Genomic DNA, 13,317 nt, shown 5'->3' with positions numbered 1-13,317 from the left:
CGTAGTCACTCGTCCCGCATGCGAGGCACCCTAGTGCGATTGGCGCCCACGCACGTCACGCCGGCCGGCCACTCAGCGCGGGTCCGCGTAGACGCGCAGCGCCACGATGTGGGCGCGGGGCGCGCCGTTGGTGGCCCCGACGAGCACGCGAAGCCGGCGAGTGGTGACGGCGTCGTCGAGGCGATGCACCCGGTGCCGACGGCGGTTCTCGCGTACCGAAACGATCGTGGCCCACTCACCGTCAACCAGCGCCTGCACGCGGTAGTCGCGGACCAGGCCGGGCAGCACGTCGAACGGCGTCCGGTGGTGGTGCAGGTTGATGAGGTCCTCCTCGACCTCGTCGTCGAAGATCACCGCGACCTCGCCGAAGGTCACGTCGTCGTTCCAGGTGAGCCCGAGCCACGGTTGCTCGTCCCACTCCATCCGCTCCGACACCCACATCCGCGGGCCGCCGTAGGGGCGCGCGTAGCCGCCGACCGCGTGAGCCGCGTCGTAGGCCCGGGTCGGCGATCCCATTCGCAGGCACAGGCTCTCTCGATGCAGGATGTGCTTCCACTCCCGCCACTGCTCGGTGTACTTCTCCTCCGGCGGCGGTGTGCGGTGCCGGAAGAACAACGTGCCCGGCTCGGCGCTGTCACTGCGATGGATCGACACGGCGTCGTTCCGGCGTACGACGAGGAACGCGTTCTGCGGCCCGTCCGGTGTCCAGTCCAGCGCGAACCGCACCCACTGCTTCGGTCCCGCGCCGACGCGAGCGGTTGCCGAGGTCTCCAGGTGGAGGGGAAGGTAGTTCTGCGGCTGCCCCGTGCTGTGCAACTCGACGTTGACGGTGGTGTCCTCCTCGGCGTCCAGCAGGAGTTCGACGAAGCCGAGCGCGGGGTCGACCGGGACCACCAGGCCCAGGTGGCTGTCCAGCGGGACGGTGCCGGCGGACGTGTCGACCACGAGACGTCGCAGGGTGGACGAGGCCTGCACCGCCGCGGAGCGCGCGAGGTCGTCCCGGTCGGTGTTCTCCACACCCAGCAGGGCAGCGTCGCCGCGCACCATCGCCCGGTGCACCAGGTCGATCTCGTTCGTGGCGAGTTCCCGCGGTGACACCCCACGGCGGGTCGCCAGCGCCGCTCCCGTCCCGGCCGCCTCACCCACGACCGCACAGGTGGCCATCACCCGCGTGCTACCGAACGCCACGTGGCTGCAGCTGATGTTGCGGCCGGCCATCCACAGGTTCGTGACGTTCTGCGAGTACAGGCTCCGCAACGGAATGTGGTAGTTGCCGTGTGGGTGCCAGTGCCGCGACCCTCGCTCGGTGGCGTACATCCCACCCGGAGGGTGCAGGTCGATCGACCAGCCGCCGAAGGCCACCCGGTCGGGGAAGAACTCCTGTCCCAGTACGTCGTGCTGGGTCAGCGTGTGGTCGCCGACGAACCTGCGGTACTCCCGCTTGCCGGGCACCGCACCGATCCACTCCAGGGTGAGGTGGTCGGCGTCGAACTTCCCGGAGTTCTTGATGTGGTCCCAGATGCCGTAGATCGCCGCCTGCAGTTCGTCGCGGATCTCCTCGTTGTCGTGGACGACGTCCCGCTCACCACCCCACTCGATCCACCAGTACGCGCAACCGTTGAGATCGGTGCGAATGATCCGGCGTTCCGGGATGGACGTGCGGGTGATGTCGCGGGCGAACGCCGGTGGGACGTACTTCACCGGATGCCCGACATCCTTGGAGTAGAAGAGAATGGTGCTGCCGAGCGTGGTGCTGTCGGCCTGCTCCGGCGCCCAGGACTCGTCGTACTCCTCGCGCGCCTCGCATCCGGTCCGGTAGCGGGCACCGGCCAGGAAGCCCACCAGGCCGTCGCCACTGCAGTCGAGGAACGTCGGGCCGGTGAACCGGATCTCTCGTTCGGAGCCCATCATCCAGCCGGTCACCGCACGGATGGTCCGCTCGTGCTCGGGTCCGTCGGCCTCGACGGAACGAACGTCGGTGTTGAGGAAAAGACTGATGTTCGGCTCGTCGCGGACGGTCTGCAGCACCACGAGGTCCCAGTAGTACGGGTTGCCGTCCGGGTTGCGGAACTGGTTCTCCACCAGCATCTCACCGATGATCCCGGTCTCCCGGGCGTAGTGGTGGGTGCCGTGCGCGGTCGCGCCGCACACCCAGACCCGGATCTCGCTGGAGGAGTTCCCGCCCAGGACCGGGCGGTTCTGGATCAGCGCCACCTTCGCGCCCTGGCGGGCGGCCGCTATCGCGGCACAGCACCCCGCGAGCCCACCACCCACGACCGTGACGTCGGAGACGACTTCCTCGTGGCGCATTGCTCGATCACTCCCACCGGAGTCAGTTGACGAAGTACTGCTCGGGGCTGGTCGGGCCCGGAGTCGGATACACCCAGGAGTTCGGCATCTTGTCCGGGACGTTGCGCAACCGGTCGTTGACGGTCGCGTACTCCTCCGGCTGGAGGTTGATCCCGATGGCGTAGAACTCCTCGCGGGCGATGGCGAGGATCTGCTTCATCAGGGAGGTGCGTTCGGTCGCGTCCGCGGTGCCCTTCAACCGGTCGAAGAGAGTCAGTTGCCGCTTCGTCGGCTCCGGCGGCTCCTCGCCGTTCTTGCCGCCGCTGACGTACCAGTCCCACCAGGCGCGGCCGAAGTAGGTCGCCCCCGCGCTGACCGGCAGGTAGAAGTAGGGATTGAGGTAGATGTCGTTCCATCCGCCGGCGCCCTGCCAGACCGCCGCGTCGTGTTTCTGCGCCTCGCCGGTACGCACGTCGAACAGCGCACGGTCCTCACCCTTGATCCTCAGGTCGACGCCGACCTGCGCCGCGTAGGTGCGGATGAGTTCGAGAACGGTGGGGTACTCCGGCCAGATCCCGTTCGCGAACTCGACGGTGAACTCCAGCCGCCTGCCGTCCGGGCGCAACCGGAATCCCTTGCCGTCCTTGTCCGGCAGCACCCGGTCCAGGTGCTGGTTCGCGCCGGCCACGTCGTACTCCGTGTACTGCGTGGCGAACTTCTCGTCGTAGAACTCCGACTCCGGACGCGGCGCGGCCTGGTACGGCCGGCCCTGCTTCTGGTACGCGGTGTCGATGATCTCCTGACGGTTGATCGCCAAAGAGAGCCCGATCCGGAAGTCCTTGTTTGCGAAGATGCCCCGCAGTGCCCGGTCGCCGTGGGTGAGGTTCAGGCACAGCACCATGGTGTTCATGTTCGAGGGCACGGCCCGGCTGAACCGGTAGTGCCCCTGCTCACGACGGCGGGCCAGCACCGGCTTGTTCGTCAGCGTGTTGGTCGGGCGGAGCTGGAAGTCGATGTCGCCGGCCAGCACGTGCGTCAGCAGGACCTCGGGGTCGGAGACCACCGAGTAGACGACCCGATCGATGTAGGGCAACTGGCGCCCGTCCGGGTCTACCTTCCAGTAGTACGGATTCCGTTCGAGGACGACCCTCGTTCCCTCACCGACGCCCTGGGTGATCCGCCACGGGAACACCGTCGGCAGGTCGGGGTTGACCCACCGGTCCGCCTTCGCGGAGAAGTACTCCGTCCAACTGGCGAACTTCTCCTTCTTGGCCTCCGCCGCGACGTCGCGGTTGTACTTCGCGTGGAACTGCTTGAGATACCGTGACGGCCTGGTGACATAGTCCAGGCCCATCGTGGACGCCTGCTCCTGCAGAAAGAGTCCGTTCGGGTCCTCGAAGGTGAACCGCACGGTGTGGTCGTCGAGAGCCTGGGCGGTCCCGGGATTGCTCGGGCCGGCCGGATACAGCTCCTCGTTGTTGAAGACGTCGTTCTGGACGAAGACGATGTCGTGCGCGGTGAACGGGTCGCCGTTCGACCAGCGCATCCCCTCCCGCAACTCGAAGGTGAACCGCCGGGCGTCCGGACTGGCCTCGGCCAACTTCGCGATGTTCGGGATCGGCGCTGACTTCCACTGCGGACTCCAGCGCATCAGGTAGTCGTACCCGACGATCCGATAGAGCTGGACCGCCTCGGCCGGGCCGAGGATGGCGCTGGTGAGGTCACCGCCGTAGTGGCCGGTTCGCTCCGCCGGGGTGACCGTGAGCGGCGACTTCGGCAGGCGTTCGGGCAACGGGGGAAGCTTGCCCGCCTTGACGAGCTTCGCGAGGCCGGGCGCTTCCTTCGCGCTGGAGTCGCCGCGGTCGTGGCCGGCGTCCCTGCTGCCGTTGGTGGGATTGGTGGACAGCAGGTCGCACCCGGTGAGTGAGGTGAACGCCATCGCGGCCCCGCCGGTGGTGGCGAGGAAGCGGCGGCGGTTCAGGGCGCCGGCGCGATGGGATGCATGGGTCGCAGGTTCAGGGCTCATCGGGATCCTCCTCGCGGCTCCATACCGAGGCAGGGGTGTTACCCGTTACACGCATACTCAGGTCACAGCATGCACTCTGGCGGACGCCCGATCACCGGACGCATGTGGCCAGTCTCGGTCAGTGGCGACGCGGAGCACGTGTGCCGGCGTCCAGCATGCAGAGATGACCACAGCCCCCACGCCTGTTTCGCCACCCGCTCCGGCATCCGCCCCGACGACCGTTCCGAGCCTGGGCCGCGACGAGGTTCGACAATTCCACGAGCTGGGCTACCTCGGCCCGTACACCGCGGTGCCCCCTGCGGCGATGAACGCGATCCGGCAGCGAATCGACACCGAGGTGATCCCGACCCCTGGTCCGAACCCGAAGAACCCGTTGCAGGCAAGGCACCTCGACCATCGGCTGGTCCACGACCTCATCGCCCGGCCGGAGATCCTCGGCAGGCTGCGGGCGCTGGTCGGAAACGACCTCGTGGTGTGGGCGAGCTACTTCTTCACCAAAGAACCCGGCGGCAAGGAGATTCCCTGGCACCAGGACGCCAACTACTGGCCGATCGAGCCACCGCTGAACCTGTCCGTGTGGATGGCGATCGACGAGGTGACGACGGAGAACTCCTGCGTCCGGATCATCCCCGGCTCCCACCGTCGGGTCGTCCCCCACGTCCCGGCGCGCGACGGCGTGGCGTTCGGGCAGGAGGCCGACCCGGCGTACGTCGACGAGGACGCGGCAGTGGACATGGTGCTACGCCCGGGGCAGTTCTTCCTCTTCAACGAGCGACTGCTCCACCAGTCGCACCGGAACACCTCGAGCAGACGACGGATGGGGTTGTCGGCGCGGTACATCCCGCCGTTCGTCGCCCTGCTCGACCAGGACGCTCCGCCACTGTTTCCCGACCACGCCTGCGTGGTGGTCAGTGGCGACGACACGTTCGGACTGAACCGCACCACGAACCCTCCGCCCCGTACGGCGTGACCGGCACGGTGCGGCGCCGGCGCACCGCCGGTAGGCGATCAGCCTGCCTGCGGGTGGTTGCCGCGAAAGACGTGCGCGACGGCTCCGCCGCTGAAGACGGTGGTTTTGGACGGCTCGACGGTGAGCGGGGAGAGGAAGAGCCGCTCGCCCGCGCCCAGAACCACCGGGTGGACGAGAAGGCGGTACTCGTCGATCAGACCGGACGCCACCAGCGACCGCGCGAACCGCGCCCCGCCGTGGGCGAGCAGATATCCCCCGGAGCGCTCCTCCTTGAGCCGCCTGACGGACTCCCCCAGTTCTCCGGCGGAGATCGTCGTCCGGTCCCAGTCGGCGGATGTGAGCGTGTTCGAGAACACGACCTTCGGGATCTCGTTCATCGGCTTGGCGAACGGCCCGGAGTCGCCGGGCCAGTGGGCGGCCATCACCGCGTAGGAGGTGGCACCCATGAGGTGCGCGCAGGCGTTGCTCACGGTCTCGACGGTCCAGTCGAGGGCGTCGTCGGATCCTCCGGCCGCGATCCAGTCCGGGCTCCCGTCCTCGGGGGCCACGTAACCGTCGAGCGAGACAGACATCTTCAGGACCAGTGCGGTCATCGGCTGCTTCCTTCCGGGGAGGGCGACACAAGTGGTTCGTGTCGAGGACGTAGACCCGAATGCGGCCAGGAAGTCATCGCGGTAGGGGCACCGGTTTTCGGCGCCTACCGTTCCGGAGCGTGCACCAGGTGGGCGTCCTGCCGGTCGTCGCCGGTGTCGAACGTCGGCGGGGTGAAGATGCTCTCGATCGTCCTCGTCTGCCCGTCCCGGCCGGCGTCGATGGCCCTGATCATGACCTCCAGCGCGTGGTACGCGTGCTCAGGCGTGATCGACGGTGCGACGTCGTTGTCGATGCAGTCGACGAGGTGCCGAAGACCGTCCGTCCAGGGCCAGCGCGGGTCGCGGTCCCCGTGGATCTTCCAGGCCCCGACGTCGTTCTGCCACAGCTCGTATCCCGCGGGCGCCCAGTCGTCGCCCATCATCTGGACGGTTCCCTTGCTGCCGTAGACCTCGATCGCGGGTCCGCGGTACGCCTGCATCGAGAATCCTGTGGTGATGGAGGCGAACGTCGCGTCGCCGAAGTCGAGCAGGATCTGGAAGTTGTCCTCGACCTCGACCTTGATGAGCTCGTCGTCGACCACCCGCTCCGGCGTCGCCGTGCCCGCCATCGCGGCCACCCGCCGCACCGGGCCGAGCCACCCCGTCAGCGACGTGACGTTGTAGACGCCGAGGTCGAACAGCGGACCGCCACCGGAGCGGTAGAACCACTGCCCCCACCAGGGACCCGCCCATCCGTAGCGTGCCCGGGCGAGGTGCACCCGGCCGATGTCGCCGCGGGTGATGTGCCGCCACATGTCCTGGTAGGTGGGGCTCAGGATCACCGACGGGGCGCAGACCAGGTGACCGGCACTCTCCTTGGCGGCCTCGACCAGCTTCGCGGCCTCGTCGAGTGTCACGCTCATGGGCTTCTCGACCAGAACATGCTTGCCGGCCTCCAGTGCAGCCAGCGCCAGCGGCCCGTGCTCGGGCATCGAGGTGAGGACGAGTACGGCGTCGACGTCCGGGGAGTCGATGATCTGCTGCGGGTCGGTGCTGACCCACGGGATGTCGTGCCGTTCCCCCGTCGCCCGGGCCCGATCGGGGTCGACGTCGCACGCGGCGACCGTGCGGATGCGGCCGCGCTCTCGCAGCTCACGGGCCAGACTCATGTACGGCCCGTTCATCACGCTGCCGCAACCGATGAATCCGACGTTGACCGGGCGGCTCATCGGCCACCTCCTTCTCGTCGTGCGTGCCGGCGGACGGACAGGACGGTGCCGTCGCGAACAGGAACCGTACCTGCTCCTGCGAGACGCTGTGGGACTTGTACCGACCCGGCCCATGGGCAACGACGTGAGTGAGCGTGACGTCAGGTGCGGAGGTAGAACTGCTCCGGGCCGGCCGGCGCGGGGTCCGGGTAGAGCGAGCCTTCCGGGATGGGATCGGGGACGTTACGGATCTTGTTCTGCACGATCGAGTAGCGGCCGGCGATCAGGACCGTGCCGATCGTGTAGAACTCCTCCGCGGAGATGCGCAGGACCTCTGCGAAGAGCCGCCGGCGTTTCTTCTCGTCCATGGTGACCTTGATGGTGTCGTACAACTCCATCTGACGGTGCGGCGCGGCCGGCGGCTTCTCACCGCTCCTGCCCCCGGTCGCGTACCAGTCGGCCCACTGACGCGCGTAGTAGCAGCGGCCACCGATCGGAAAGAACCATCCCGGGTCGAGAATCGCGTCGCACAGGCCGTTCTCCGCGCTGTAGAGCACCGCGTCGTGTTCGTTGGCGAAGAGACGTTTCCAGAACAGCGGTCCGCCCTGCGCCTGGACCCGCAACTGGACACCGACCGCCTTCCAGTAGTTCTGCACCAGTTCGGCGGTGGCCGGATACGTGGGATCGAACCCGGTCGGCAACTCCACCGTGAACGCGACCCGTCGCCCGTCCGGGCGAAGCCGCCAACCGGCGCTGTCCCGCCGGGTGAGCCCGGCGCTGTCGAGGCGGCGGTTCGCCTCCGCGACGTCGTACTTCGTGTACTGCGTGGCCATCTTCTCGTCGTAGAAGTCCGACTCCGGCCGGGGCGCGGACTGGTAGGGCTTTCCCTGTCGCTGGTGAACGGCCTTGATCAGCTCCGCACGATTGATGGCGTACGACAGACCGATCCGGAAGTCCTTGTTCTGGAAGAGCTTCCGGGTCACCGGATCCTTGTGGGTGAGGTTGAGGCAGACCACTCCGTTGTTGATGTCGGAGGTCATCTGGTTGATCAACCGGTAGTCACCCTTGTCGGTGCTCCGCGCGAAGACCGGTTTGTTGGACGGGGTGAGGATGTCGGTGGACGGAAGCGTGTACTCTCCGTTGCTCACCTTCAGCACCGCCGTCTCCGGGCTGGTGACGACCTCGACGACCACCTCGTCCAGGTACGGCAGCTGGCTGCCGTCGGGATCGGTCTTCCAGTAGTACGGATTGCGCTTCGCGACCAGCCGGTCCTTGGTCAACGGTGTCGCGACGACCCACGGCAACAGGACGGGCAGGTCGGGGTTCTGCCAGATGGCCAGACCGGACGTGCCGTCACCTCCCTTGCCGAAGTACAGCTGGTTCCAGTCGGTGAGCTTCGCCTGCCTGACGAGCTTGTCCAGGTCCGGGTTGTACTTCTTGTGGAACGTCTTCAGGTAGTGCTTGGGAGACGCGGCGAGGATGTTGCCTTCGGGGCTTGCCAGGCGTTCGAGGAAGAACGCGTGCGGTTCGGCGAAGGAGAACCGGCAGGTGATGTCGTCCACCTTGGTGAAGCGGGCGGGCTTCCCGCCCGGGGCCAGCCACTCCGGGAAGACCGGGAAGAGTTCCTCGTTGGAGAGCACGTCCTCGAAGGCGAACGCGATGTCGTCGGCGGTGAAGGGCCTGCCGTCCGACCACCGCATTCCCCTGCGCAGATGGAAGACGTAATCCCGCCCGTCCGCATCGACCTCCCACGACACGATGTTCGGGATCACTCCGGAGAAGTCCGGTGCCCAGCGAACGAGTGGGTCGTAGCCGATGTTCTCATACACCGACGAGCCGTCGATGCCCTGGATGAACGTCTTCCACGTTCCGCCGTACGAGCCGGTCTCGTGGGCCGGCCTGAGGACGAGCGGACGTGCGGGCAACCGGTCCTTGACGGCCGGCAGCCTGCCTGCCTTCACCTGTGCGGCCAGGCTGGGCGCCTCCTTCCCCTTCACGCCGGAGGGTTTTCCCTTGGACCGGCTGGTCGGGTCGGTGCTCAACAGGTCACAGCCGACCAACGAGGTCGCGGCGAGCGCGGCACCTCCGGTGGACAGCAGCAGGTCTCGCCTCGTGAGGTGTCGTCGCCGGTCTCCCATTGGTGTCCAGCCCCCGTCATCGGGTCCGCGGCAGCACTTCGGATCGCCACAGCCTGATCAGGGCCGGACCGGATGTCAACCAAACCGGACGAAGATGGGCAAAGACGGTCGTTTCGGTGGGGGTTTTCGGCAGGTTCGTCGGAGGCCGGAACGCCCCGGATTGGTGTCCGACGTGTGCGGGAATGAGCCCGACATGACCTCTCGAACCGACACCGAGGCTTCGCGGATCGTCGTCGGGTTCGACGGATCACCGTGCTCGGAACGCGCCCTGAAGTGGGCGGCCGGTGAGGCGCGTGCGCACGGGGCCCGAGTGGAGGTCATCTGTGCCTGGGAGCCGGTCACCAGGGTCGCACCACCCTTCTTCGTCTACGCGGACGAGGAGTTCGAGGCCGAGGCTCGGTCGATCCTCGACGCGGCAGCCGGCCGGGTGGGCGCCGACAGCCCGGTCGAACTGGAGACGAAGGCGGTCATGGCGCACCCGGCGGCTGCCCTGATCGAGGCGTCCCGAGGTGCCCTGCTGGTGGTGGTCGGCTCCCGCGGCCACGGTGGAGTCGCCGGCACGTTGCTCGGATCGGTCAGTCAGCGCGTGGCCATGCACGCGTACTGCCCGGTGGTGATCGTCCGAGCCGACGACTGAGGCGGTCAGGCCTGGTCGAGGCGAGCCCGTTGCTCCTCGGACAGCTTCAACTCCAGTGCCCCCAACGACTCCTCCAACTGGACGACGGAACTGGCGCTGAACAACGGAAGGATCGACGGCGTACCGGCGAGCATCCAGGCCAGCACCACCTGGTTGGGCGTCGCACCGAGTTCGGTGGCGACGTCCTCCAGCGCCGCCAACCGACCGGCGCTCCCCGGATGGGCGTACGGCAACGGGATCGGCCGGTCCGCTCGGCCGCTGTAGGCGCCGGACAGCAGCGGCGAGTAGGCGACCAGCGTCAGCTCGGGCTCGGACCGCACGTAGTCGAGTAGTTCCTCACCGAGGATCGGCATGAACTCGTCGTGGAAGCCCGGCTTCGGTTGGAGATAGGTGTGCCTCTGCTGGACGTACGTGTAGGACGGAAGACCTTTGTGGGAAGCGATCTGGCGTGCACGCTCCACCCGCCAGGCCGGCTCGTTGCTGACCCCGAGTGCTCTTGCCTTGCCGGCTTGGACGATCTCGCCGAACGCCCCCACCGCCTCCTCGAGCGGCACGGACCGGTCCTCGTGGTGTGAGTAGTACAGGTCGACGTGCTCCAGGCCGAGTCGGCGCAGGCTCACCTCGATCTGCTCGCGGATGATCTCGGCGGACAGCCCCTCGCGGTTCTCCGGGAAGTCGCCGCGACCGGGCCCGGTGATCGGCCGGGCGCCCACCTTCGTGGCGACCACGATCCGATCCCGCCCCTCGCCCGAGGCCAGGCCACGACTGCGCAGCCACCGGCCGAGCAGTTCCTCGCTCTCGTGCCCCTGCCCGTCCCCCTCCCAGAACTGATAGCAGTTCGCCGTGTCGAGGAAGGTGCCGCCGGCCTCCACGAACCGGTCGAGGATGTCGAACGACGTCCGCTCGTCGACCCTGGTTCCGAACATCATCGCGCCCAGGCAGAGCTGGCTGACGTCCACTCCGCCCACGTTTCTGTACTCCATGCGCTTCACCGTAAGGAGGTCTGGCGCCGACGAGCAGACCAATCGCGACCGGCGGACTCGGACCAATCCGGGCACGTCCAGACGATCGCGAGGCGGTGGAAATGGCAGTGGTACGTGAGCTTGTCGGTTTCGGCTCTGATGACGAAGTCGTGTTCTCCCAGGAATTTTCCCGAGGACAAGACGTCGGCGTTGCGGCCGCTGTTCGACTGCCTACTACGTCGAGGCGACGGCGGCCGACTGACCGGCTGACCGGTAGGTCGACCTCCCTGCGAGCCGCCCTGGGCCGCCGCGACACAATGGCCCGCATGACTGCGTACTGGATCAGCATCTACCGGGAGATCCTCGACGAGGACAAGCTCGCGGCCTACGCCGAGCTGGCCGGACCCGCGCTCACCGAGGCCGGTGGCACCTTCGTCGCCCGTGGCCTTCCCGCGAAGGTCTACGAGGCCGGTGAGGAGACCCGGACCGTGGTGATCCGGTTCGACTCGATGGAGGCCGCCGAGGCCGCGCACGACAGCCCGGCGTACCAGAAGGCACTGGCGGCGCTGGACGGCGGCGTGGTCCGCGAGATCCGGTTGGTTCCCGGAGTCGAGTGAGTTCGCTCCGGACGCCGTAGCACCCGACAGTCAGGCGCCCGGCTCGGCACGCAGGTCGAGGGTCCACTCGCCACGCCTGCCGGGCCGATCGGGGCTCAGCGCGATCCGCCACAACGCGGGACCCCACACGCCGCTCAGCCGACGGTCGTCGAGATCGATCCTCTCCACGACCGGGGAGGGGAAGGCACTCGCGTCGTACGCGATCCGCAACGCGCGACCCGGCGTCGGCACGCGGATGGTGCCAGTGCTTCCGCTCCCCTCGGTCTCCCCGCCCAGCGCGGGCTCGGCCGACGTGATCAGGTGCAGCGTTATCGAGTTCGGTTCGTGGTCGAGCTCCCACTCGTCGTGCCAGCGAACGTGCGCGGGTTCCCCGCGTTCGAACCTCACCCGCCGCCACCAGTGGACCAGCCCGGCGTCCTTCGGATAGGCACCGGCGAGGTCGAGCCGTACGTCGATCCGTTCGGGCCCGAGATCGGCGGTCACGTCGCGGGCACGGAACTCACTGCCAGGCAGTTGCTCGTGTCCGTCGACGTTCGGGACGTTGTGGTAGTCGCTGCGCATCGTCCAGATCTCGTACCGCCGTGGGCCGAAGTGCTGGCGGGTGTACTGCGCGACGCCGGCGTCGACCAGGGCCGGATGCCCGTCGACCGCGACCAGGACGGTGCCGACATCGTTGTGGTTGTGACTTTCGCCGTTGTGCCCGCCCTTCACCGACACGAACAGACCCTCGGCCCGCCCGCCGGTCTCCCGCGCGGTGAGCAACTGGGTCTGCGGCCACCACGCCTGCGCGACCAGCGGCGCAGGTGACGGTGCAGCTTCCGACCAGTCGCGATCGGCCAGCGCGAACAGGGAACGGCCGAGGCTGAGCCGCGGCAGCGTGACCGCGCCGTCGCCACGCATGTACCGCGCATGGGCCGCCGCCTCGTCGTCGCCGACACGACGCCCGAACCGGTAGAGGACGTGTGGCTCGACGGTGTCCGCTGCTTCGGTGCGCGCCGGTCCGTCACCGACGTTGACGTACCAGTCGTCGGCGATGTGGACGCGGTGCGGGTACCGCGCGATCTCGTGAACCTTGGGCACGGCGTATCCGTCGAGTGCGCCGCCGGTCGCGTCGTACAACTGCTCCAGGCACTCCGACAGTGAGGCGCCCGCACGCCACCAGTACATCTGCCCTTCGTCGCACCCACCGTCGTCCGGATAGCCGGACACGAAGACGTCGAGGCCCTCCAGTACGCGGCTCACGGTCGTCACGAGGTCATCGCGGTCCTTGTCCAGGAGCAGCGAACACGTGAGCACGTTGGAGTTGATCCATGGGTTCCAGTTGTTCACCGGGCCCGAACGCCCGAACCACGACCACGTGTCATCCGTACGCTGAGGCACCAGAATCCGCCGGCGCACCTCCTCCACGATGCGGCGCCCGACCAGCGGTGACCGCTCGTCCAGCCGGGCACCGAGAACGTGCAGCGTCCAGGCCAGCAGCGCGCCGGTCTCGGCCGCGAACAGGTCCAGGAACGGACGATCCGGGTCGGGCAGCCGGGGCCCTTGCTCCCTTGCGGAGAAGTCGTGCGCGGGCACGCACCACGTGGTTTCCTCCAGCATCAGCCACACGCCGTCGAGCACGTCGTCGTGCCATCCGGGGTCGTCGGTGAGGCAGGCCGCGAGGGCGGATGCGACCGTACGCCGGCGCCGGGCGAAGTAGCGGTCCTCATACCTCGTCCGGTTGCCGGTCTCGACGAAGTCCCGCCATCCACGGGCCGTCAACACCGGCCATTCCCGCGCACGGAACTCCTCCGCCCGCCGCAGGATGGCTTCACGGGTCGACGAGTCCACCGCGTTCCAGAAGGCGCGATCGGACACGTCAGGTACGGGGTGCCACTGCCCCGAAGCGGGAAGGACCT

At 68.0% G+C, this 13,317-nt stretch carries 10 protein-coding genes; 3 read left to right on the top strand and 7 right to left on the bottom strand.

All coding sequences use genetic code 11. From position 1 onward, the window contains the following. Positions 1-72 precede the first annotated feature (72 nt). Complete coding sequence (locus BLU27_RS11850) at positions 73-2,310, bottom strand: FAD-dependent oxidoreductase (RefSeq protein ID WP_092653254.1); 2,238 nt, start codon at positions 2,308-2,310, stop codon at positions 73-75. Between the two features lie 22 nt (positions 2,311-2,332). Beyond that, the gene (locus tag BLU27_RS11845; protein WP_092653252.1) at positions 2,333-4,315 is read right to left on the bottom strand and encodes an ABC transporter substrate-binding protein; all 1,983 of its coding nucleotides are present in this window, start codon (positions 4,313-4,315) and stop codon (positions 2,333-2,335) included. 163 nt (positions 4,316-4,478) lie between these two features. Between BLU27_RS11845 and BLU27_RS11840 the strand changes: the two genes are divergently transcribed. Continuing rightward, a complete protein-coding gene (locus BLU27_RS11840) occupies positions 4,479-5,285 on the top strand; it encodes a phytanoyl-CoA dioxygenase family protein (protein ID WP_092653250.1) in 807 nt (268 codons plus the stop codon). A gap of 38 nt (positions 5,286-5,323) precedes the next feature. On the opposite strand, the gene BLU27_RS11835 is transcribed toward BLU27_RS11840, so the two are convergent. The 3 genes from BLU27_RS11835 to BLU27_RS11825 all read right to left on the bottom strand — a co-directional run bounded on the left by BLU27_RS11835 (position 5,324) and on the right by BLU27_RS11825 (position 9,203). Continuing rightward, on the bottom strand, positions 5,324-5,878 hold the full coding sequence (locus tag BLU27_RS11835) for a dihydrofolate reductase family protein (RefSeq protein ID WP_092653248.1): 555 nt from the start codon (positions 5,876-5,878) through the stop codon (positions 5,324-5,326). Positions 5,879-5,982: 104 nt separating this feature from the next. Beyond that, positions 5,983-7,086 carry a Gfo/Idh/MocA family protein gene (locus tag BLU27_RS11830; RefSeq protein WP_092653246.1) on the bottom strand — a complete coding sequence of 368 codons (1,104 nt, stop codon included), beginning with the start codon at positions 7,084-7,086 and terminating at the stop codon, positions 5,983-5,985. A gap of 140 nt (positions 7,087-7,226) precedes the next feature. Further along, complete coding sequence (locus tag BLU27_RS11825; RefSeq protein WP_092653244.1) at positions 7,227-9,203, bottom strand: ABC transporter substrate-binding protein; 1,977 nt, start codon at positions 9,201-9,203, stop codon at positions 7,227-7,229. 193 nt (positions 9,204-9,396) lie between these two features. Here BLU27_RS11825 and BLU27_RS11820 point away from each other — a divergent pair, with 193 nt between their 5' ends. Then, positions 9,397-9,840, top strand: a complete 444-nt coding sequence (locus tag BLU27_RS11820; protein ID WP_092653242.1) for a universal stress protein — start codon at positions 9,397-9,399, stop codon at positions 9,838-9,840. A gap of 5 nt (positions 9,841-9,845) precedes the next feature. Here BLU27_RS11820 and BLU27_RS11815 read toward each other — a convergent pair whose 3' ends face one another. Continuing rightward, the gene (locus BLU27_RS11815) at positions 9,846-10,823 is read right to left on the bottom strand and encodes an aldo/keto reductase (RefSeq protein ID WP_092653240.1); all 978 of its coding nucleotides are present in this window, start codon (positions 10,821-10,823) and stop codon (positions 9,846-9,848) included. A 305-nt stretch (positions 10,824-11,128) separates the two neighbouring features. Between BLU27_RS11815 and BLU27_RS11810 the strand changes: the two genes are divergently transcribed. Next, positions 11,129-11,419 (top strand): DUF1330 domain-containing protein, encoded by a 291-nt coding sequence (locus BLU27_RS11810; protein WP_092657579.1) that lies wholly within the window; start codon positions 11,129-11,131, stop codon positions 11,417-11,419. Between the two features lie 30 nt (positions 11,420-11,449). On the opposite strand, the gene BLU27_RS11805 is transcribed toward BLU27_RS11810, so the two are convergent. After that, positions 11,450-13,276, bottom strand: coding sequence for a heparinase II/III domain-containing protein (locus BLU27_RS11805; protein WP_092653238.1), 1,827 nt, complete (start codon positions 13,274-13,276; stop codon positions 11,450-11,452). Between the last annotated feature and the right edge of the window lie 41 nt (positions 13,277-13,317).

The sequence above is a fragment of the Actinopolymorpha singaporensis genome, assembly GCF_900104745.1.
Taxonomy (GTDB): domain Bacteria; phylum Actinomycetota; class Actinomycetes; order Propionibacteriales; family Actinopolymorphaceae; genus Actinopolymorpha; species Actinopolymorpha singaporensis.
The sequence above is the reverse complement of the archived record's forward strand: the minus strand, read 5'-3'. Positions and strand labels throughout refer to the sequence as shown.

Excerpts from the sequence above, each read along its gene's own strand:
- BLU27_RS11850 (WP_092653254.1), bottom strand. The coding sequence starts at position 2,310 with ATGCGCCACGAGGAAGTCGTCTCCGACGTCACGGTCGTGGGTGGTGGG.
- BLU27_RS11845 (WP_092653252.1), bottom strand. The coding sequence starts at position 4,315 with ATGAGCCCTGAACCTGCGACCCATGCATCCCATCGCGCCGGCGCCCTG.
- BLU27_RS11840 (WP_092653250.1), top strand. The coding sequence starts at position 4,479 with ATGACCACAGCCCCCACGCCTGTTTCGCCACCCGCTCCGGCATCCGCC.
- BLU27_RS11835 (WP_092653248.1), bottom strand. The coding sequence starts at position 5,878 with ATGACCGCACTGGTCCTGAAGATGTCTGTCTCGCTCGACGGTTACGTG.
- BLU27_RS11830 (WP_092653246.1), bottom strand. The coding sequence starts at position 7,086 with ATGAGCCGCCCGGTCAACGTCGGATTCATCGGTTGCGGCAGCGTGATG.
- BLU27_RS11825 (WP_092653244.1), bottom strand. The coding sequence starts at position 9,203 with ATGGGAGACCGGCGACGACACCTCACGAGGCGAGACCTGCTGCTGTCC.
- BLU27_RS11820 (WP_092653242.1), top strand. The coding sequence starts at position 9,397 with ATGACCTCTCGAACCGACACCGAGGCTTCGCGGATCGTCGTCGGGTTC.
- BLU27_RS11815 (WP_092653240.1), bottom strand. The coding sequence starts at position 10,823 with ATGGAGTACAGAAACGTGGGCGGAGTGGACGTCAGCCAGCTCTGCCTG.
- BLU27_RS11810 (WP_092657579.1), top strand. The coding sequence starts at position 11,129 with ATGACTGCGTACTGGATCAGCATCTACCGGGAGATCCTCGACGAGGAC.